General features: G+C 60.5%; 19 protein-coding genes. 4 read left to right on the top strand and 15 right to left on the bottom strand.

Annotation, left to right across the window (positions count from 1 at the left end; genetic code table 11):
- Positions 1–72 precede the first annotated feature (72 nt).
- The 5 genes from M5G18_RS21610 to M5G18_RS21590 all read right to left on the bottom strand — a co-directional run bounded on the left by M5G18_RS21610 (position 73) and on the right by M5G18_RS21590 (position 5,872).
- The gene (locus M5G18_RS21610; RefSeq protein WP_007953509.1) at positions 73–1,170 is read right to left on the bottom strand and encodes a polyamine ABC transporter substrate-binding protein; all 1,098 of its coding nucleotides are present in this window, start codon (positions 1,168–1,170) and stop codon (positions 73–75) included.
- Positions 1,171–1,357: 187 nt separating this feature from the next.
- Complete coding sequence (locus M5G18_RS21605) at positions 1,358–2,470, bottom strand: polyamine ABC transporter substrate-binding protein (RefSeq protein WP_262158915.1); 1,113 nt, start codon at positions 2,468–2,470, stop codon at positions 1,358–1,360.
- Positions 2,471–2,642: 172 nt separating this feature from the next.
- The gene (locus M5G18_RS21600; protein ID WP_273896124.1) at positions 2,643–4,007 is read right to left on the bottom strand and encodes an aspartate aminotransferase family protein; all 1,365 of its coding nucleotides are present in this window, start codon (positions 4,005–4,007) and stop codon (positions 2,643–2,645) included.
- Between the two features lie 56 nt (positions 4,008–4,063).
- Positions 4,064–5,422, bottom strand: a complete 1,359-nt coding sequence (locus M5G18_RS21595; RefSeq protein WP_007953514.1) for a glutamine synthetase family protein — start codon at positions 5,420–5,422, stop codon at positions 4,064–4,066.
- Between the two features lie 93 nt (positions 5,423–5,515).
- Positions 5,516–5,872 carry a gamma-glutamyl-gamma-aminobutyrate hydrolase family protein gene (locus M5G18_RS21590; RefSeq protein WP_127800512.1) on the bottom strand — a complete coding sequence of 119 codons (357 nt, stop codon included), beginning with the start codon at positions 5,870–5,872 and terminating at the stop codon, positions 5,516–5,518.
- Between the two features lie 278 nt (positions 5,873–6,150).
- On the opposite strand from M5G18_RS21590, the gene M5G18_RS21585 reads away from it, so the two are divergent.
- Together M5G18_RS21585 and M5G18_RS21580 are read left to right on the top strand one after the other, a co-directional pair.
- The gene (locus M5G18_RS21585) at positions 6,151–7,527 is read left to right on the top strand and encodes a glutamine synthetase family protein (RefSeq protein ID WP_007953516.1); all 1,377 of its coding nucleotides are present in this window, start codon (positions 6,151–6,153) and stop codon (positions 7,525–7,527) included.
- A 118-nt stretch (positions 7,528–7,645) separates the two neighbouring features.
- On the top strand, positions 7,646–8,278 hold the full coding sequence (locus M5G18_RS21580; protein ID WP_230734106.1) for a TetR/AcrR family transcriptional regulator: 633 nt from the start codon (positions 7,646–7,648) through the stop codon (positions 8,276–8,278).
- 72 nt (positions 8,279–8,350) lie between these two features.
- Here M5G18_RS21580 and M5G18_RS21575 read toward each other — a convergent pair whose 3' ends face one another.
- From M5G18_RS21575 to M5G18_RS21540, 8 genes are all read right to left on the bottom strand, one after another.
- Positions 8,351–8,566 (bottom strand): TOBE domain-containing protein, encoded by a 216-nt coding sequence (locus tag M5G18_RS21575; protein WP_007953520.1) that lies wholly within the window; start codon positions 8,564–8,566, stop codon positions 8,351–8,353.
- Positions 8,567–8,593: 27 nt separating this feature from the next.
- Positions 8,594–9,400, bottom strand: a complete 807-nt coding sequence (gene ssuB, locus M5G18_RS21570; RefSeq protein ID WP_262158913.1) for an aliphatic sulfonates ABC transporter ATP-binding protein — start codon at positions 9,398–9,400, stop codon at positions 8,594–8,596.
- A complete protein-coding gene (ssuC, locus tag M5G18_RS21565) occupies positions 9,397–10,179 on the bottom strand; it encodes an aliphatic sulfonate ABC transporter permease SsuC (protein WP_273896120.1) in 783 nt (260 codons plus the stop codon). Before ssuC ends, ssuB begins: the two co-directional genes overlap by 4 nt.
- Before the next feature lie 9 nt (positions 10,180–10,188).
- On the bottom strand, positions 10,189–11,337 hold the full coding sequence (gene ssuD, locus M5G18_RS21560; protein WP_011336452.1) for an FMNH2-dependent alkanesulfonate monooxygenase: 1,149 nt from the start codon (positions 11,335–11,337) through the stop codon (positions 10,189–10,191).
- Positions 11,338–11,362: 25 nt separating this feature from the next.
- A complete protein-coding gene (locus M5G18_RS21555; protein WP_273896119.1) occupies positions 11,363–12,343 on the bottom strand; it encodes a sulfonate ABC transporter substrate-binding protein in 981 nt (326 codons plus the stop codon).
- Between the two features lie 101 nt (positions 12,344–12,444).
- Entirely contained in the window at positions 12,445–13,038 is a 594-nt protein-coding gene (gene ssuE, locus M5G18_RS21550) for an NADPH-dependent FMN reductase (RefSeq protein ID WP_273896118.1), read from the bottom strand.
- Between the two features lie 241 nt (positions 13,039–13,279).
- Positions 13,280–13,918 carry a peroxiredoxin gene (locus tag M5G18_RS21545; protein WP_007951774.1) on the bottom strand — a complete coding sequence of 213 codons (639 nt, stop codon included), beginning with the start codon at positions 13,916–13,918 and terminating at the stop codon, positions 13,280–13,282.
- A 295-nt stretch (positions 13,919–14,213) separates the two neighbouring features.
- Entirely contained in the window at positions 14,214–15,554 is a 1,341-nt protein-coding gene (locus M5G18_RS21540; RefSeq protein WP_102685822.1) for an OprD family porin, read from the bottom strand.
- A gap of 365 nt (positions 15,555–15,919) precedes the next feature.
- Here M5G18_RS21540 and tauA point away from each other — a divergent pair, with 365 nt between their 5' ends.
- A complete protein-coding gene (gene tauA / locus M5G18_RS21535; RefSeq protein ID WP_420793297.1) occupies positions 15,920–16,909 on the top strand; it encodes a taurine ABC transporter substrate-binding protein in 990 nt (329 codons plus the stop codon).
- Positions 16,910–16,948: 39 nt separating this feature from the next.
- Here tauA and argA read toward each other — a convergent pair whose 3' ends face one another.
- Both argA and argE read right to left on the bottom strand, forming a co-directional pair.
- Positions 16,949–18,247, bottom strand: a complete 1,299-nt coding sequence (gene argA / locus M5G18_RS21530; protein ID WP_007951778.1) for an amino-acid N-acetyltransferase — start codon at positions 18,245–18,247, stop codon at positions 16,949–16,951.
- A gap of 135 nt (positions 18,248–18,382) precedes the next feature.
- The gene (gene argE, locus M5G18_RS21525; RefSeq protein WP_273896117.1) at positions 18,383–19,531 is read right to left on the bottom strand and encodes an acetylornithine deacetylase; all 1,149 of its coding nucleotides are present in this window, start codon (positions 19,529–19,531) and stop codon (positions 18,383–18,385) included.
- A gap of 156 nt (positions 19,532–19,687) precedes the next feature.
- Between argE and M5G18_RS21520 the strand changes: the two genes are divergently transcribed.
- A complete protein-coding gene (locus tag M5G18_RS21520; protein WP_007951783.1) occupies positions 19,688–21,058 on the top strand; it encodes a CYTH domain-containing protein in 1,371 nt (456 codons plus the stop codon).
- The last annotated feature ends 114 nt before the right edge of the window (positions 21,059–21,172 follow it).

The following is a 21,172-nucleotide window of genomic DNA, read 5'->3' as shown; positions in this document are numbered from 1 at the left end:
TACAAAACTCCCAGAAAAAAAGAGTGCAGTTCGCCCACGCAAGACGAACCCAGGATAGTTTGTACGTTGAAGCTATTTACCCGACTTGACCTTGGTCCAGCTGCGGGTCATCAAACGCTGAATATTCGGCGGCAACTCGATCGACACGTAGGTCTTGTCGAGCACGGCCTGCGGTGGATAAACCGACTCGTCGGTGCGGATGGACTGCTCCATCAGCTTGTCCGAACCCGGGTTGGGGTTGGCGTAACCGACGTAATCACTGACCTGGGCGATCACCTCAGGTTTAAGCAAATAGTTGATGAAGGCGTGGGCCTCTTTGACGTTGGCCGAATCCTTCGGAATCGCCAGCATGTCGAACCACAGCGCGCCGCCCTCTTTCGGGATCGAGTAGGCGATGTTCACGCCTTTCTTGGCTTCTTCGGCACGGTTCTTCGCCTGGAAGATGTCGCCGGAGAAACCGATGGCCACGCAGATGTCGCCGTTGGCCAGGTCACCGATGTATTTCGAGGAGTGGAAGTAGGTCACGTAAGGACGCACCGCCAGCAGTTTGGCCGTGGCCTTCTCGTAATCCTTGGGATCGGTGCTGTTGGCGTTCAGGCCCATGTAGTTGAGCACGGTCGGCATCATTTCATCGGCCGAATCGAGGAACGCTACGCCGCAGCTGTGCAGCTTCTTGATGTTCTCAGGCTCGAACAGCACGCTCCAGGAGTCGATCTTGTCGACGCCGAGCACGGCCTTCACTTTATCGACGTTGTAGCCGATGCCGTTGGTGCCCCACAGATAGGGCACGGCGTACAGGTTGCCCGGATCGTTCTGTTCCAGGCGCTTGAGCAGCACCGGATCGAGATTGGAATAGTTCGGCAGCTGCGCCTTGTCGAGCTTCTGGAACGCGCCCGCCTTGATCTGCTTGCCGAGGAAGTGGTTCGACGGCACGACCACGTCGTAACCGGTACGCCCGGCAAGCAGTTTGCCTTCCAGGGTTTCGTTGGAGTCGAACACGTCGTAGACCGGTTTGATCCCGGTGTCTTTCTGGAAATCGGCCAGGGTGGTCTCGCCGATGTAATCCGACCAGTTATAAATATGCACAGTACCGGCGGCTTGGGCACCGACAGCGAACGTCAGGCCGGCAGCGGCCAGCAGGGCATTGCGCAAAGAAGAAAAAATAGGCAAGTGGAGGTCCTCTAATTTAGTTGGGCCCAAGTTGCCCCGTGCTGCATGACAGTCACGGTTGCCCGGCAACAAAACCGGCGCGCAACTTACCTTCGAAAAACCGTTCCAGCAAAACTTTCTGTCATTTAATTGCACCGCTGACCGCCCGGGTGGAGGCGACGGCCAGCGGTGACTGCTTCAAACCGGCTTATTTACCGGATTTGATCTTGGTCCAGCTGCGAGTGATCAGGCGCAGGGTGGCTGCGTCCAGATCGCTGATCGCATAGAGCTGCTTCTTCACTTCAGCCGAAGGGTAGATGCTCGGATCGCTGGTGATTTCCTTGTCCACCAGCGGCGTGGCCGCCTTGTTGCCGTTCGGGAAACGCACGGCGTTGGTGATTTCGGCCATCACTTTCGGCTCGAGCAGGTAGTTCATGAACTTGTAGGCGGCTTCGACGTTTTCGGCATCCTTTGGAATGGCGACCATGTCGTAGAAAGTACCGGCGCCTTCTTTCGGAATGGTGTAGGCCAGTTTGACCTTGTCACCGGCTTCCTTGGCGCGGGTCTTGGATTGTTCCAGGTCACCCGAGTAACCGACCGCCACGCAGATGTTGCCGTTGGCCAGGTCCGAGATGTACTTCGAGGAGTGGAAGTAGGCAACCGAAGGACGCACTTTGAGGAACAGATCCTCGGCGGCTTTCAGGTCAGCCTTGTCTTTGCTGTTGGTCGGTTTGCCCAGGTAGTGCAAAGCCGCCGGAATCATTTCGGTCGGAGCGTCGAGGAAGCTCACGCCGCAGCTTTTCAGCTTCTCGATGTTTTCAGGCTTGAACACGATGTCCCAGGAGTCGATCTTGTCGACGCCCAGCGCAGCCTTGACCTTCTCCGGGTTGTAGCCGATGCCGATCGAACCCCACATGTACGGGAACGCGTGCTTGTTGCCCGCATCGCTGGCGTCGCCAACGGCCTTGAGCAGGTCTTCGTCGAGGTTCTTCCAGTTTGTCAGCTTGGACTTGTCCAGTTCCTGATAAACGCCGGCCTTGATCTGCTTGGCCAGGAAGTTGTTGGAAGGCACCACGATGTCGTAACCGGATTTGCCGGCCAGCAGCTTCGCTTCCAGGGTTTCGTTGCTGTCGAAAACGTCATAGACGACCTTGATGCCCGTCTCTTTTTCGAAATTGGCAACCGTGTCCGGCGCGATGTAGTCGGACCAGTTGTAAACGTGCAACACCTTGTCGTCCGCCTGAACCGCACCCGCCATCACGCCCATCAGGGACATGGCGAGCAGAGTCTTGCCAGCGAGCTTTTTGCCTAATGCCTTCATGCGTTAATGCTCCAAATTTTTCTTTTTTGAACCACTTTGTTCAGCGGCCGAACCCGGACAACTGGAACCGCGGCTAGTCTGGCAAGATCCGAGGCGGTCTTTCAAGAAAAGACCAGCCTTTCTGACAGCTCCGAGCGACAGCGCAACAGCTCCATCGCTCAGAGCCTAGCACTTAGCCCTGCAACGCACTCAGGGTCAGGTCCAGGCACTTGCGTGCCTTTGTAACCAGTTCATCGATCTCCGCCTTGCTGATCACCAGCGGCGGCGCGATGATCATGGTGTCGCCCACGGCACGCATGATCAGCCCGTTGTCGAAGCAAAACTGGCGGCAGATCATGCCCACACCCTTGCCTTCGTAACGCTTGCGAGTGGCCTTGTCCTGCACCAGCTCGATGGCCCCCAGCAGACCGACCCCGCGCACTTCACCCACCAATGGGTGATCGTTCAGTTCGCGCAGACGTTTCTGCAAATACGGTGCCGTTTCTTCATGGGCGCGATCGATGATTTTCTCTTCGCGCAGAATCCGGATGTTTTCCAGACCCACCGCCGCCGCCACCGGGTGACCGGAGTAGGTGAAGCCGTGGTTGAAATCGCCGCCCTCGTTGAGCACCGCCACCACTTCGTCACGCACGATCAGGCCACCCATCGGGATGTAGCCGGACGTCAGGCCTTTGGCGATGGTCATCATGTGTGGCTTGAGGTCGTAGAAATCGCTGCCGAACCATTGGCCGGTACGGCCGAAACCGCAGATCACTTCATCGGCCACGAACAGGATGTCGTACTTGGCGAGGATTTCCTTGATGCGCGGCCAGTAGGTGTCTGGCGGAATGATCACGCCGCCGGCGCCCTGGATCGGCTCGGCAATAAAGGCACCGACGTTGTCCACGCCGACTTCCAGAATCTTTTCTTCCAGCTGATTGGCGGCCCAGATCCCGAACTCTTCCGGGGTCATGTCGCCGCCTTCGGCGAACCAGTACGGCTGGGCGATGTGGACGATGCCCGGAATCGGCAGGTCGCCCTGTTCGTGCATGTAGGTCATGCCGCCCAGGCTTGCGCCGGCCACGGTGGAACCGTGGTAGCCGTTCTTGCGGCTGATGATGACTTTCTTGTTCGGCTGGCCCTTGATCGCCCAGTAGTGGCGAACCATACGCAGCATGGTGTCGTTGCCTTCAGAGCCGGAACCGGTGAAGAACACATGGTTCATGCCTTCCGGCGCTACGTCGGCGATGGCCTTGGCCAGTTCCAGCGCCGGCGGGTGCGCGGTCTGGAAGAACAGGTTGTAGTAAGGCAGTTCGCGCATTTGCTTGGCGGCCGCATCGGCCAGCTCATCGCGTCCATAACCGATCGCCACACACCACAGACCCGCCATGCCATCGAGGATCTTGTTGCCCTCGCTGTCCCACAGGTACACGCCCTTGGCGTTGGTGATGATCCGTGGACCCTTTTCTTTCAGCTGCTTGAAGTCACTGAACGGGGCCAGGTGGTGATCGCTGCTGAGGGCTTGCCACTCACGGGTTTGCGGGTTGTTGCTGGTCATGCCAATTCTCCTTGTTATCGGTGAAGGCGCGGTGGCTGGCCACCGCGCCCGGCGTATCAGACGGCGAAGAGCAGGTACTCACGCTCCCAGGAACTGATCACGCGCTTGAAGTTTTCATGCTCGGCCCGCTTGACCGCGACGTAGCCGGTGATGAAGGTCTTGCCCAGGTATTTCTCGATGGTCGCGCTGTTTTCCATGCGCTCCAGGGCGTCCTCGATGGTCAGCGGCAGGCGCAGGTTGCGGCGCTCGTAACCACGGCCCACGACCGGCGCGCTCGGGTTGATGCCTTCGACCATGCCGATGTAGCCGCAGAGCAGGCTCGCGGCAATCGCCAGGTACGGGTTGGCGTCGGCGCCCGGCAGGCGGTTTTCCACCCGACGGTTCTGCGGGCCGGCATCCGGGACGCGCAGGCCCACGGTGCGGTTTTCTTCGCCCCATTCCACGTTCACCGGCGCCGAGGTGTCTGGCAGGAAGCGGCGGAACGAGTTGACGTTCGGTGCGAACAGCGGCAGCAATTCCGGGATCAGTTTCTGCAGGCCACCGATGTGGTGCAGGAACAACTGGCTCATGGTCCCGTCTTCGTTGGAGAACACGTTCTTGCCGGTCTCGATGTCGATGATGCTCTGGTGCAAGTGCATCGCACTGCCCGGCTCACCGGTCATCGGCTTGGCCATGAAAGTCGCGGCCACGTTGTGCTTGAGCGCGGCCTCACGCATGGTGCGCTTGAACACCAGGATCTGGTCGGCCAGGGAGAGGGCATCGCCGTGACGGAAGTTGATTTCCATCTGCGCCGTGCCGTCCTCGTGGATCAGCGTATCGAGGTCCAGCTCCTGCAATTCGCACCAGTCGTAGACGTCTTCGAACAGCGGATCGAATTCGTTCGCCGCTTCGATGGAGAACGACTGACGACCGATTTCCGGACGCCCGGAACGGCCGACCGGCGGCTGCAGCGGATAGTCGGGGTCGTCGCTGCGCTTGGTCAGGTAGAACTCCATTTCCGGCGCCACGATTGGCTGCCAGCCCTTGTCGGCGTAGAGTTTCAGGACTTTCTTGAGGACGTTGCGCGGCGACAGCTCGATCGGGTTGCCTTGCTTGTCATAGGTGTCGTGGATCACCTGGGCGGTCGGCTCGATGGCCCATGGCACCAGGTACACGGCGTTCTGGTCGGGACGGCAGATCATGTCGATGTCGGCCGGGTCGAGCAGTTCGTAATAGATGTCGTCTTCGACGTAGTCGCCGGTCACGGTCTGCAACAGAACGCTCTCTGGCAGGCGCATGCCTTTTTCGGCGATGAACTTGTTGGTCGGCGAGATCTTGCCCCGGGTGATACCGGTCAGGTCGCCGATCATGCATTCGACTTCTGTGATCTTGTGGTCTTTCAACCAATCGGTGAGCTGGTCGAGGTTGTTACTCATAAATGCCTCTGGGCTGAGTCTCCTGACGCATGTCAGGCAAGTTTGACGCACGGGGCGTCGCGTTAAAGGGCCTTGCTTGCGCGCAGTGCCGGCTTACGCCCGGCACCGCGCATAGACAATGAAGGAGGAGCTTACCTGCCCTTTACGCTGGCGTTGCATTTCCTGTGCACATCCCGGGCGTGCAGAATCACGGGCACGGCGACGAACGCGGTGCAGGCCGGGAGCGGGAAAGAGATCTATATTGAAAGGAGAACCGCTAAAGAGGATGCCCTCGCACACGTCCAGAATATCGGACGCTGCCGCTCGATCTGCCATGGGCAGGGAGATCGCTGGCACGTTGCAGGCCTTGCTGGCCGCGCTGCGGACGGACGTGTCGCCACTGATGTGATAAGCATGCAGACCGGACTGCAAAGAGCAGTCGGTGACGCCGATTAACGGCAGGCGAGACATGAAGCACCCCGGTATTATTGCTGTTATGGGTTTGATCCGAGCTTAGCCTTGTTCATTTTTTTACACAACACCCCCGTAAAAAATACAACACGGCCTGCTCAAGCCTGCGGGTGGCGCGTCCTTCACGGATAAAAAAATGCCCCAAAGTGCCCCATAAATGCCCTCGTGGCGCTTTTTCAGGGCAGAAAAGGCCTCGCTTGACTTCGGCAGGCCGTTCGGGTTGACTGAAACCAGAAAAGATCAATGATTGATATTTTTAACAACAAAGGTGTTGCATCATGTCGGTACCCCCGCGTGCCGTTCAGCTTAACGAAGCGAACGCGTTCCTTAAGGAACATCCTGAGGTTCTGTACGTTGACCTTCTGATTGCGGATATGAATGGTGTGGTGCGCGGCAAGCGCATCGAACGCACCAGCCTCCACAAGGTTTACGAGAAAGGCATCAACCTGCCGGCCTCTCTATTTGCTCTGGATATCAACGGTTCGACGGTGGAAAGCACCGGCCTGGGCCTGGACATCGGCGACGCCGACCGTATCTGCTATCCAATCCCCGATACCCTGTGCAACGAGCCATGGCAGAAGCGCCCGACCGCGCAACTGTTGATGACCATGCACGAACTCGAAGGTGACCCTTTCTTCGCCGACCCGCGCGAAGTGCTCCGTCAAGTTGTTGCAAAGTTTGACGAGCTGGGCTTGACCATCTGCGCCGCATTCGAACTCGAGTTCTACCTGATCGACCAGGAAAACGTGAACGGCCGCCCTCAGCCGCCACGCTCGCCGATCTCCGGCAAACGCCCGCATTCGACCCAGGTCTACCTGATCGACGACCTCGACGAATACGTCGACTGCCTCCAGGACATACTGGAAGGCGCCAAAGAGCAAGGCATCCCGGCCGACGCCATCGTCAAGGAAAGTGCCCCGGCGCAGTTCGAAGTGAACCTGCACCACGTCGCCGACCCGATCAAGGCGTGCGATTACGCGGTCCTGCTCAAGCGTCTGATCAAGAACATCGCCTACGACCATGAAATGGACACCACCTTCATGGCCAAGCCGTACCCGGGCCAGGCAGGCAACGGTTTGCACGTCCACATTTCGGTGCTCGACAAAGAAGGCAAAAACATTTTTGCCAGCGAGGATCCCGAGCAGAACGCCGCGCTGCGTCACGCGATCGGCGGTGTGCTCGAGACCCTGCCCGCGCAGATGGCTTTCCTCTGCCCGAACGTCAACTCCTACCGCCGTTTCGGCGCACAGTTCTACGTGCCGAACTCGCCGAGCTGGGGCCTGGACAACCGCACCGTGGCCCTGCGCGTACCGACCGGCTCCGCCGACGCGGTCCGTCTGGAACACCGCGTGGCCGGCGCCGACGCCAACCCGTACCTGCTGATGGCTTCGGTGCTGGCGGGCGTGCACCACGGTCTGGTCAACAAGATCGAGCCGGGCGCTCCGGTCGAAGGCAACAGCTACGAGCAGAACGAGCAGAGCCTGCCGAACAACTTGCGCGATGCCCTGCGCGAGCTGGACGACAGCGAGGTGATGGCCAAGTACATCGATCCGAAATACATCGATATCTTCGTCGCCTGTAAGGAAAGCGAGCTGGAGGAGTTCGAACACTCCATCTCCGACCTCGAGTACAACTGGTACCTGCACACCGTTTAAGCGGACTGCAGCAAAGGAAAACGCCGTTGGCTTCTCAGCCAGCGGCGTTTTTTTATTGGCCTCTGTGGCAGACATTCAAGCTCTGCGTACAATGCCCGCTGCCCCGCAGGAGACTTTCATGACGCGTCCCGCCCCCGTCCGCAAACCCCGTGCCCGCAGTCAGGCGCGGATCGATTCGATACTCGACGCCGCGCGCACGCTGCTGGCCGCCGAGGGCGTGGCGAGCCTGTCGATCTACAGCGTGGCCGAGCGCGCGCAGATTCCGCCCTCCTCGGTCTACCACTTCTTCGCCAGCGTCCCGGCGCTGCTCGAAGCGCTCACCGCAGATGTGCACGCCGCCTTCCGCGCCTGCCTGCAAGCGCCGATCGATCACGATGCCCTACGCGACTGGCGCGACCTGTCGCGGCTGGTCGAGGAGCGGATGCTGGAGATCTACGGCGAGGATGCCGCCGCCCGCCAGTTGATCCTCGCGCAGCACGGCCTTACCGAAGTGACCCAGGCCGACCGCCAGCACGATCTCGAACTGGGCGACCTGATGCACAAGCTGTTCGACCATCACTTCGAACTGCCGCGACTGCCGGACGATGTGGATGTGTTCGCGCTGGCCATGGAACTGGGCGACCGCGTCTACGCCCGCTCGGTGCAGCAGCACGGGCAGATCACCCCGCGCATGGCCGAAGAAGGCATGCGGGTGTTCGATGCCTACATCGGGTTGTATCTGCCGCCGTATCTGCCCAAACGCAACCTCTGACGCAACCCTTGCGACAGGCACAAAAAACCCCGAAGGGCTCACACCCTTCGGGGTTGTTTTTGTCCCACGCCCTTACAACTTGGCGATGGACACCTCGGTGGACTTCACGAAGGCGATCACTTCGCTGCCGACCTCCAGTTCCAGCTCCTTGACCGAACGGGTGGTGATCACCGACGTGACGATGCCGGAAGCGGTCTGCACGTCGATTTCCGACAGCACGTCGCCGAGAACGATCTCCTTGATCGCGCCTTTGAACTGGTTGCGTACGTTGATGGCTTTGATAGTCATGGCATTGATTCCTGTCGTTTGCTTGAGTTATTGAGCCCAACGCAGTTGCGTAGGCAAGGGTGAAACGGGTTCCGGCGCCGGCGGTTCGCCGGGCAGGGACAACACACGGTTGAGTACTTCGGTTTCCAGCGCGGCCAGGCGATGGGAGCCACGCACCCGAGGGCGCGGCAACTCCACCTGCAGGTCGAGGCCGACTTCGCCGTCCTCGATCAGAATCACCCGGTCGGCAATCGCCACCGCTTCGCTGACGTCGTGGGTCACCAGCAACACGGTGAAACCATGCTGTTGCCAGAGACGTTCGATCAGTTGCTGCATCTCGATCCGGGTCAGCGCATCCAGCGCGCCCAGCGGCTCGTCGAGCAGCAACAGACGCGGTTGATGAATCAGCGCCCGGGCCAGCGCCACACGCTGCTTCTGTCCGCCGGACAGCGCCGCCGGCCATTCATTGGCGCGATCGGCGAGGCCGACTGCATCCAGCGCCTGCAAGGCTTGCGGACGCCAGTCGCCCTTGAGGCCGAGACCAACGTTGTCGATGATCTTTTTCCACGGCAGCAGTCGCGCTTCCTGGAACATCAACCGCGTGTCATCCCGCGCATCGCTGAGCGGTGCAGCACCGGCGAGCAAATCGCCGCCGGTGGGTTGATCGAGGCCGGCGAGCAGGCGCAGCAAAGTACTTTTGCCGCATCCGCTACGCCCGACCACGGCGACAAACTGCCCCGCCGGAATGTGCAGGTCGATACCGCGCAGCACTTGCCGCGAGCCGAAGGTCTTTTGCAGGTTGCGCACCGCCAGCGGAATCCCGCGCAGCAGGCGTGGAGGTTGTTGAGCGGTCATGCCGCACCTCCTTTCGCCACTTGATACGCCGGATGCCAGCGCAGCCACACACGCTCAAGTCCACGGGCCGCGAGGTCGGCCAGTTTGCCGAGCACCGCGTAGAGCAGAATCGCCAGCACCACCACGTCGGTCTGCAGGAACTCGCGGGCATTCATCGCCAGGTAACCAATGCCGGAGCTTGCGGAGATGGTTTCCGCCACGATCAGCGTCAGCCACATGAAGCCCAGGGCGAAACGCACGCCGACCAGAATCGAGGGCAGCGCGCCCGGCAGAATCACCTGCCAGAACAGGCTGAAACCGGACAGGCCGTAACTGCGCGCCATCTCAACCAACGCCGAGTCGACGTTGCGGATGCCGTGATAGGTGTTGAGGTAGATCGGGAACAACGTGCCCAATGCCACCAGGAAAATCTTCGCCGACTCGTCGATGCCGAACCACAGGATCACCAGCGGAATCAGCGCCAGGTGCGGCACGTTGCGGATCATCTGCACCGAGCTGTCGAGCAGGCGTTCGCCCCACTTCGACAGGCCGGTGATGAAACCCAGCACCAGGCCGATGCTGCCACCAATGGTGAAGCCCAGCGCGGCGCGCCAGCCGCTGATTGCCAGGTGCGTCCAGATTTCGCCGCTGCGCACCAGGCTCACGCCGGCTTCGATCACCGCCACCGGCGCCGGCAGAATCCGTGTCGACAACCAGCCCGCCGACACCGACAACTGCCACACCGCCAGCAACAACACCGGCAACGCCCAGGGCGCGAGGCTGTGGATAAATTTCTTCATGGCGGCGCCTCAGCTCTGGGACGCGGCTTTGGGAAGAATGTCGTTGGCCACCATCTCGCCGAACGGGCTGACGTAACCGGCGCTTTTCGGCAATTCCGGGCGCTCGACGTCGAGGTGCGGGAACAGCAGTTCAGCCACCCGATACGATTCTTCGAGGTGTGGATAACCGGAGAAGATGAAAGTGTCGATGCCCAGATCCGCGTATTCCTTCACGCGCGCCGCCACGGTCGGGCCGTCGCCGACCAGCGCCGTACCGGCACCGCCGCGCACCAGACCGACGCCGGCCCACAGGTTCGGGCTGACTTCGAGGTTGTCGCGGCTGCCACCGTGCAGCGCAGCCATGCGTTGCTGGCCGACCGAATCGAACCGCGCCAGCGACGCCTGGGCACGTTTGATGGTGTCGTCGTCGAGATGCGAGATCAGGCGATCCGCCGCTTGCCAGGCTTCAGCGTTGGTTTCCCGCACGATCACATGCAGACGAATGCCGAAGCGCACGGTGCGGCCAAGCTTGGCGGCCTTGGCGCGCACCTGTTCAATCTTCTCGGCAACGGCTGCGGGCGGCTCGCCCCAGGTCAGAACCATTTCCACTTGTTCGGCGGCCAGATCCTGCGCCGCTTCCGACGAACCGCCGAAATACAGCGGCGGACGCGGTTGCTGGATCGGTGGATAGAGCAATTTTGCACCCTTCACGCTGATGTGCTCGCCGTCGTAATCCACGGTTTCGCCTTCCAGCACCCGGCGCCAGATCCGGGTGAATTCCACCGAGGCCTGATAGCGCGCTTCGTGATCGAGGAACAGACCGTCGCCGGCCAACTCTTCCGGATCGCCACCGGTCACCAGGTTGAACAGCGCACGACCGCCAGACAGACGATCCAGCGTTGCCGCCTGACGCGCCGCCACCGTCGGGGAAATGATCCCGGGGCGCAGGGCAACCAGAAACTTCAGACGCTGGGTCACCGGGATCAGCGATGCCGCCACCAGCCACGAGTCCTCGCAGGAGCGGCCGGTGGGAATCAGCACGCCGCCGAAGCCCAGTCGATCCGCCGCCTGCGCGACCTGTTGCAGATAGCCGTGGTCGACGGCGCGGGCGCCTTCGGCGGTGCCAAGGTAATGGCCGTCGCCGTGGGTAGGCAGGAACCAGAAGATGTTGAGGCTCATGGAGTGGTCTCCTTGGGGATTCGAATTACTGCGCTTTTGCCACAGCGGCCGGCGGGGTCCAGATCACGTCCTTGATGCTCAACGGCTTGGGAATCAGCTTGAGCTGGTAGAAGGTGTCGGCGATTTTCTGTTGTGCGGCGACCACTTCCGGGGTCAGGAACAGCGCGCCGTAGCCCTGGCGTTTCACCGAGGTCAGGGTGATGTCTGCCGGCAGGCCGAGCAGCGGCGACACCTGTTGGGTCACGTCTTCCGGGTTGGCCTTGGACCACTCGCCGACGGCGCGCACTTCTTCCACGAGGGTCTTGATCACCTCGGGATTTTTCTGTGCGTAGGGTTTGGTCGCCAGGTAGAACTGGTGGTTGTCGACGATGCCTTTGCCGTCACGCAGGGTGTGCGCTTGCAGTTGTTTCTCGGCGGCGGCCTGGTACGGATCCCAGATGACCCAGGCGTCGACGCTGCCACGTTCGAACGCGGCGCGGGCATCGGCCGGCGGCAGGAATACGGTTTGAATGTCGCTGTACTTGAGGCCGGCGTCTTCCAGCGCACGCACCAGCAGGTAGTGGACGTTGGAGCCTTTGTTCAGGGCGACTTTCTTGCCCTTCAGATCCGCCACCGATTTGATCGGCGAATCTTTCGGCACGAGGATCGCTTCGCTGTTCGGCGCTGGTGGCTCGTAAGCGACGTAGAGCAGATCGGCACCGGCCGCCTGAGCGAAGACCGGCGGGGTTTCGCCGGTGACACCGAAGTCGATCGAGCCGACGTTCAGGCCTTCCAGCAGTTGCGGGCCGCCGGGGAATTCAGTCCATTGCACGTCGACGCCTTGGGCGGCGAGGCGTTTTTCCAGAGTGCCCTTGGCTTTGAGCAGCACCAGCGTGCCGTACTTCTGATAACCGATCCGAAGCACGCCTTCATGGGTAGAAAGCGCTTGAGCTTGAGTGATGGCGCCGAAGGTAACAGCCGCAGCAAACAGAGCGACCAGACCACGACGCAAAAATACAGTGCGCATAGCGCTCTCCTTTTTGCTGTTGGGTTTTGGCTGCACCTGCTTGGCCGTTGGCGGCTGAGTAAGGTGAGTACTTCAAGTTTCGATGTGACTAGAAAGCAGGCTCAAATGCTCCAGCGAGCACTCAACAAACGTTCATTCAACAGCCCCGGCTCCAGCGGCTTCGGCCGACGGGCCATGGCGCTGACAAACTGGTCCAGCGCTTCATGCAACCGCTGCTCCAGCGCCGGCGCCAACTGCGCCTGGGCACTGCCTTCGCCGTAGGCGATCTGGCTGTCCTCGGCAAAAATCCCTTGCAGCATTTCCTGGGCCTTCAACGCCGACAGCACAGGCTTGAGGGCGTAATCGACCACCAGCATGTGGGCGATGCTGCCGCCGGTGGCCATCGGCAGGACAATCTTGTGGTTCAGCGCACGCTCGGGCAGCAGATCCAGCAGGGTCTTCAGGGCGCCGGAAAACGACGCCTTGTACACCGGCGTGGCGATCAGCAGGCCATCGGCGTTTTCAATCTGTTGCAGCAGGTCGAGCACCTTCGGGCTGTCGAAGCGGGCGTGGAGCAGGTCTTCGGCCGGGAAGTCCCGCACCTGATAACTCACCACTTCCACCCCTTGCTGCTGCAACCAGCGTTGCGAGCGCTCCAGCAACACCCCGGAGCGGGAACGTTGACTGGGACTGCCACCGAGTGAGACGACCAGCATTCAGACGATTCCTTGCGCGTTACAGGCGATTCGCGGGTTGCGATCTCGCTTCGATGTCAGTGACCTTACCAGCTGATTCATATATCCATAAATCATATTTATTCATTTGGTTATTCTTTTTGGAGATATATATTTCCCTTTCCTGCGGGCAAAAAAACAGGCCGTGAAAACGGCCTGAAACCCTGCATCGTGGTTTTTGCCGATCGCCCCCACGCAGAGCCTGGGAACGATCCGAGGTAGGTTATTTGTTCGGTTGTGGGGTGAGGCGCAGGTACGGCTTCACCGCGCGGTAGCCCTTCGGAAAGCGTTGCTTGATTTCGTCTTCGTCCTTGAGCGACGGCACGATCACCACTTCTTCGCCGTCCTGCCAGTTGGCCGGGGTGGCCACCTTGTAGTTGTCGGTGAGCTGCAGCGAATCGATCACCCGCAGGATCTCGTGGAAGTTGCGCCCGGTGCTCGCCGGGTAGGTGATGGTCAGGCGGATCTTCTTGTTCGGATCGATCACGAACAGCGAACGCACGGTCAGGGTGTCGTTGGCGTTCGGGTGGATCAGATCGTACAGATCGGACACCTTGCGATCGGCATCGGCCAGGATCGGGAAGTTGACGATGGTGTTCTGGGTTTCGTTGATGTCCTCGATCCACTTGTGGTGGGAGTCCACCGGGTCGACCGACAGTGCAATGGCTTTCACGCCACGCTGGGTGAACTCGTCCTTGAGCTTGGCAGTGAAGCCCAGCTCGGTGGTGCAGACCGGGGTGAAGTCCGCCGGGTGGGAAAACAGCACGCCCCAGCTATCGCCCAGCCATTCGTGGAAACGAATCTTGCCGGCGCTGGAATCCTGTTCGAAATCGGGGGCGATATCGCCAAGTCTGAGGCTCATGGTGCGGCTCCTGATGAGTGGTTGGAGACCTCAACTGTAGCTCGGTATTCGATCTTCTGAAAAAGAATAAATAACTAGATATTTATATCCTTAAAGAATATTAAACATCTGTTCACTGGACGCACCGCCGCATCGCGACGAACATCGCCCTCAAGGTTCGAGAAGGCCTTGAGTTGCTGTAAAGAGGGGAACATCGGGAAAGGCTTACGGGGGTGAGCCGGACCCGAAAACGCAAAAGCCCCGTCCGGCGCGATGCCGGACGGGGCTTTTTTTCGTCAGCTACCTGAGCGCGCTATTACAACAGCGGGATCGAGTAGCTGAGGATCAGACGGTTTTCGTCCTGGTCGCGCTGACCTGGAATGTCGTTACGCCATACAGCGTTTTTCCACATGAAGCCGACGTTTTTCAGCGGGCCTTCAGGTACGACGTAACCGATGGTCAGGTCACGTTCCCACTCGGTCTTGTCGCCAGTGGCGTTGTCGATGTTATCACCACGCAGGTAGACAACACCGGCGGTCAGGCCAGGCACGCCCACTTTAGCGAAGTCATACGAGTAGCGACCCTGCCAGGTGCGTTCGCCGGCACGGCCGAACTTCTGGATCTGCATGTCGGTGATGGTGTAGTTGGACGAACCGTCACCCTGGTTCAGCCAAGGGAAGTCGCTGTCACCGTTGCTGACCTGGTAACCGCCGCCGAAGGTGTGACCTTCAACGGTGTACAGGAACAGACCGCTGTACAGGTTGTTGTCGACTTTACCTTTGGTGACTGTGCCGCCGTAGTAACCATTGGTGAAGTAGGTGCTGTCATGACCGTTGGCACCGTCGCTACGGCTGTTGAAGTAGCGCAGATCCGACTTCAACACGCCCGGGCCGATTGCCCAGTTGTGCACCAGACCCAGGAAGTGTTGCTTGTAGAAATCTTCCAGGTTGCCGTAGTAGTACTGGGCAGTCAGGTCTTTGGTGATTTTGTAGTCACCACCGGCATAGATGAACTTGTTGCTGTTGGAAATGCGTGGGTTCACGCCACCAATGGCCAGGTTCTCGTTGTTGCTGGAGTTACGACCTTTGACTTCCTCGATCTGACCAGCGACCAGAGACAGGTCCTTGATCTCGGCGGAAGTGATCTGGCCACCCTGCCAGGTTTGTGGCAGCAGACGACCGTCGTTGGTCACGATCACCGGGTTCTTCGGCTGCAGGGTACCCAGCTTCAGTTCGGTCTGGGAGATCTTGGCCTTGGCGGTCAGACCCAGGCTCGAGAAGTTATCAACAGCTTCGCCGTTGGACTTGCTCGGGAACACAGTGCCGCCGTAGGAAGACGAGGTTGCACCGTTGGTGCCGCCGCCCGAATCCAGACGCACGCCCAGCAGGCCGATGGCGTCGATACCGAAGCCTACGGTGCCTTGGGTGTAACCGGAGATGAAGCGCAGATCGAAGCCTTGGCCCCATTCTTCCTGCTTGCTTTGAACGCCTGCACGCTTGTTGGCAGGGGTGTTGGCAGCGCTGTCACGGTTGTCTGTGTTGATGTAGAAGTTACGCAGCCCCAAGGTGGCCTTGCTGTCTTCGATGAAACCGGCGGCGCCTGCCTGCTGCGCCAAAACCCCTACGGCCACGGCCAGGGCCAAGGTGGACTTGTTCATGTTTCGCTCCTCTCGTTTCTAATTCTTGTGTTCCTGGTCCGGGGTCTGATGCCCCTGGATCCTAAGATGCGCGATTAGCGCCAGACCGTGACTGACAAGTCAATCGTAACCTTGTGTGTCTACGACCAAGGTCTAATCGCAGTTATTTGGTCCCTGCAGGGTAAAGACTTCCTGATAAACCCAAAAAGAATTTATTCATTCTTTTTCATACCATTCGGCTATATGGCCAGCCAATTGCCATCTTCACCGGGATAAAGCGTATCGGCGACTAAGCTCATTACTAAATGGTATTTGTTAGCCTTTTTTTAGATCGATTAGCTTTGACGCAACCCCGATTCGTCAATCCCTATCAAAAAGGCGACGCCATGATGGCCAAACGCGCACTATCTAGTCAATTTGTTACAGTTTGTGTGTCAGCGCTGATTTCTTTTTCAGCCCATGCCGCCAACCTCACCGTGGGCTACCAGACCGGTATCGACCCGAGCAAAGTGCCCCAGGCCGACGGCGTCTACGAGAAGACCATCGGTGAGAAAATCGACTGGCGTCGTTTCAACAGCGGGCCGGAAGTTGTGACAGCCATTGCCTCCGGCGACGTGCAGATCGGCAACCTCGGCTCCAGTCCACTGGCGGCTGCCGCCTCGCGCAATCTGCCGATCGTTGCCTTCATCGTCTCGGCGCAGATCAATGCCGCCGAAGCCTTGGTGGTGCGCAACGGCAGCGGTATCAACAAGCCCGAAGACCTGATCGGCAAGACCATCGCCACCCCGTTCGTCTCCACCTCTCACTACAGCCTGCTCGGTGCGCTCAAGCACTGGGGTCTGGACACCTCGAAAGTCAAAGTGGTGAACCTGCAACCCGCAGAAATCGCGGCCGCCTGGAAACGTGGCGACATCGACGGCGCCTTTGTCTGGTCGCCGGCGCTGGGCGAAATCCGCAAGACCGGCAAGACCCTGACCGATGCCGCGCAGGTCGGCCAGTGGGGCGCGCCGACCTTCGAAGTCTGGGTAGCGCGCAAGGAATTTGCCGAGAAACATCCTGAGGTCGTGGCCAAGTTCGCCAAGGTGACACTGGACTCGTTCGCCGACTACGCCGCCCATAAAGACAGCTGGACAGCCGATTCCGTACCTGTACAGAAAATCGCCAAACTGACCGGTGCCAATGCTGCCGACGTTCCGGAATTGCTAGCCGGTTCGGCCTTCCCGGACGCCAAGGCGCAACAGACCACGGCGCTGCTGGACGGCGGCACGGCGAAGGCGATTGGTGAAACGGCGAAGTTTTTGAAGGAACAGGGCAAGGTCGAAAGCGTTTTGCCTGACTACTCGCCTTATGTCAGTGCGAAGTTTGTAGCGGAGTAAAACAATTGCCCCCACGCATCCCGTGGGGGCAATCGCATCTCACAGAGACTTTTCGAAGATCTTCGAATTGCGCTGATAGTTATAGAGAGAAGCCCGCGCCGCCGGCAGGCGCTCGACGCTGCTCGGTTCGAAGCCGCGCTCACGGAACCAGTGGGCGGTACGGGTGGTGAGAACGAACAGGGTTTTCAGGCCCTGCGCCCGGGCACGGGTCTCGATGCGTTCGAGCAATTCGTCGCCGCGACCGCCGTGGCGATACTCGGGATTCACCGCTAGGCACGCCAGCTCGCCGGCATCCGAATCGGCAATCTGATACAGCGCCGCACAGGCGATGATCATCCCTTCACGCTCGACCACACTGAACTGCTCGATCTCGCGCTCCAGCACTTCGCGGGAACGGCGCACCAGAATCCCCTGCTCTTCCAGCGGACTGATCAGGTCGAGCAAGCCGCCGACGTCTTCAATCGCCGCCTCACGCACCAGTTCGAATTGCTCCTGGGCCACCAGCGTACCGCCACCGTCACGGGTGAACAGTTCGGTCAGCAGCGCGCCGTCCTCGGCATAACTGACGATATGGCTGCGCGCCACGCCGCCACGGCAGGCTTCGGCGGCGGCATCCAGCAGTTCCGCCTGATAGTTGCTGCCCAGACGCTGCAAATGCGCCGGCACCTGCTGCGGACGCAGCTCGCGCACCAGTTTGCCGTTTTCGTCGATCAGACCGAGGTCGGCACCGAACAGCAGCAGTTTGTCGGCGCCCAGATCGATGGCGGCACGGGTGGCGACGTCTTCGCAGGCCAGGTTGAAGATTTCACCGGTCGGCGAATAACCCAGCGGCGACAGCAATACGATGGAGCGCTCGTCGAGCAGACGGTTGATGCCTTTGCGGTCGACCCGGCGCACTTCGCCGGTGTGGTGATAGTCGACGCCTTCCAGCACGCCGATCGGCCGCGCGGTCACGAGGTTGCCGCTGGCCACCCGCAGGCGCGAGCCCTGCATCGGCGACGAAGCCATGTCCATCGACAGACGCGCTTCGATGGCGATGCGCAACTGGCCGACCGCGTCGATCACGCATTCCAGCGTCGCGGCGTCGGTGATGCGCATGCCGTGGTGGTAATGCGGGGTCAGGCCGCGAGCGGCAAGACGGGTTTCGATCTGCGGACGGGAACCATGAACCAGCACCAGCCGCACGCCGAGGCTGTGCAGCAGCACGATGTCATGGACGATGTTGCCGAAATTCGGATGCTCCACACCGTCGCCCGGAAGCATGACGACGAAGGTGCAATCACGGTGAGCATTGATATAGGGAGACGCGTGGCGAAGCCAATTGACGTATTCGGGCATGAACCTGGGCCTGTAATAAATAGCAGCCGGAAAAGGGGCGAAACGGAAAACGCACAGCGGGCTGATGGTTATCGTCGGAACAGGCTTGGCGACACGCGCGCTCTCCTCATGAATACGGGTGGGTGTATGGGCAATTTATACAGTTTTGAGACAGTAATGTTCGATCAACTGCCGCAATAGATGCACGGTAGGCTGCAAACGTGACATTTCGAGGTACTCGTCCGGCTGGTGCGCACAGGCGATGTCGCCAGGGCCGAGCACGATGGTTTCGCAGCCAAGGCGCTGAAGATAAGGCGCTTCGGTGCCGAACGCTACCGCTTCGGCCGCGTGGCCGGTGAGTTTTTCGGCAATTCGCACCAGCTCCGCTTCTTCGGCCTGCTCGAACGGCGGTACTTCGGGAAACAGCGGCGCGTAATCGATCTTCACCTGATGGCGTTCGGCGACCGGGTTGAGCCTGCGCAGAATCTCGCTGCGCAAGAGCTTGGGGTCCATTCCCGGCAGCGGCCGCAGGTCGAACTCCAGCGAACACTGGCCGCAGATGCGGTTGGGATTGTCGCCACCGTGGATACACCCGAAGTTCATGGTCGGCTGCGGCACGCTGAACTGCGGGTTGTTGAATTCACGCTGCCACAGCAGACGCAGGCCACGCAGCTCGCCGATGGCATCGTGCATCGCTTCGAGGGCGCTGTGTCCCAGGCGTGGATCCGACGAATGGCCGCTCTGCCCGAGGATATCGATGCGTTCCATCATGATGCCCTTGTGCATGCGGATCGGCTTGAGCCCGGTCGGCTCGCCGATCACCGCCGCCCGGCCCAGCGGGCGCCCCGCTTCGGCCAGCGCCCGGGCGCCGGACATCGAGCTTTCTTCATCGCAGGTGGCGAGGATCAGCAGCGGTTGCTTGAACGGCTGGTCGAGCAGCGGTTGCACGGCTTCGATGATCAGGGCGAAAAAGCCTTTCATGTCGCAACTGCCGAGACCGACCCAGCGGCCATCGACTTCGGTGAGTTTCAGCGGATCTGTTTTCCACAGCGCATCGTCGTACGGCACCGTGTCGCTGTGCCCGGCCAGCACCAGCCCGCCGGGGCCGCTGCCGAAACTGGCGAGGAGATTGAACTTGCCGGGGCTGACCTGCTGGATGTCGCAACTGAAACCCAGATCGCCGAGCCAACCCGCGAGCAGATCGATCACCGCCCGGTTGGACTGATCGAGCCGCGGCTGAGTGCAACTGACCGACGGCGCGGCGATCAGTGCAGCGAACTGGTCTTGCATGGACGGCAAAGGCATCGCTGACTCCAACTCCCGGATTGAGGTTCATCATAGAACCATCCGGCGCCGAGAATAAACCGCCGCAAAGCGTAGGAAGGTTCAGTCCTGTACACTGCACGGCCTTGGCAGCCACACATTCCCCCGGCTGCGCTCCCGATCCTGGATTTTCCGGCCATGCAGAAAGAAACCGAAATCAAACTCCGCGTCAGCCGCGAAACCCTCGCCGCCCTGCGCGAGCACCCTCTCCTGAAAAAACGCAACAAAAGTGGCTGGGAACGCCGTGAGTTGATGAATCAGTACTTCGACACGCCCGAGCGTGACCTGGCCCGGGCCAAGGTTGCCCTGCGCCTGCGCAAGGACGGCGAAGAGGTGATTCAGACCCTCAAGACCCGTGGCCAGAGCGTCGCCGGTCTGTCCGAGCGTAACGAGTACGACTGGAACCTGCCCAAAGCCAAGCTCGACGTGAAAAAACTCGACGGCGAATGCTGGCCCGAGTCCCTCGCCGAGCTGGACAAGAAAACCCTGAAGCCGATCTTCACCACCGATTTCGTCCGCGAGCGCGCCGAAATCGCCTGGGGCCGTGGCAAGACCAAAGTGGTCATCGAAGCTGCGCTGGACCTGGGCCACGTGGTCGTCGGCAAACAGAAAGAAGAAATCTGCGAGCTGGAACTGGAATTGCGCGAAGGCGAACCTGCCGCGTTGCTGGAACTGGCTGCCGAACTGGCCGAAACCCTGGCCCTGATGCCGTGCGACATCAGCAAGGCCGAGCGCGGCTACCGTCTGTACGACGCCAACAGCTACTCGCTGAGCCTGCCGGCGCCGGCCATCACTGCTGAAACCCCGCTGGACGACGCCTTCGCCGCCCTTGCCTGGCACTTGCTCGGCAGCAGCCAGCGTCTGGCCGAACAGTATCGCTTCAACGGCCACTGGCGCCTGCTGCAGGACTGGGTCGAGAACCTCGCGGAAATGCGCGCCCTGCTGAGCAGCCTCGGCCAGGCCGCACCGCGTCCGTCGACCCACGACTTGCGCGTGGCGCTGGATGCACTGCTGGAAGACTGGCGCCCGCTGGTGCAGGTCGGCATCGAAGACGAAGACGTGCGCAAAGCCGCGCCGGAACAGTTCCTCGAAGAACTGGAAGACCCGCGCTGGGGCCTGTTCTCGCTGAACGCTTCGCGCTGGTTGCTGGCCCGCACCTGGACGGCTGACCGCAACACCCGTGGCAATCGCCAGGGTGCCGCGCAGTTGCAAAGCTGGCTGCCGCGCCTGCTGGGCGAAGAAGCCACTTCGCTGCAATTGCAGCGTTACCAGCAACAGCCGGAAGATCTGGCCGAGCAACTGCCGCGCATCGAGCGCATCCAGGTCTGGCTGCACCACGCGCGCAACGTGCTGGAGATCCCGGAAATGGATCGCCTGTACGGCGAGCTGAACAAACTGGCGCAACTGGCCAACGAGCCGACCATCACCGACGAACTGCTCGATGCGCGCAAGCATCAGGCGATTGCGGTGTACCAGAATCGCGCCTGGAAAATGCTGCTGCGCATGTAATTTCCGCGAAAGATCGTTCCCACGTCGAGGCGTCGAACCGTCTGCGTGGGAATGCCTCAATGGACGCTCTGCGTCCGCTTTGGGACGCGGAGCGTCCCGGGCTGCATTCCCACG

Source organism: Pseudomonas aphyarum, assembly GCF_028657055.1.
In the GTDB taxonomy this organism is placed as follows: Bacteria; Pseudomonadota; Gammaproteobacteria; order Pseudomonadales; family Pseudomonadaceae; genus Aquipseudomonas; species Aquipseudomonas aphyarum.
The sequence above is the reverse complement of the archived record's forward strand: the minus strand, read 5'-3'. Positions and strand labels throughout refer to the sequence as shown.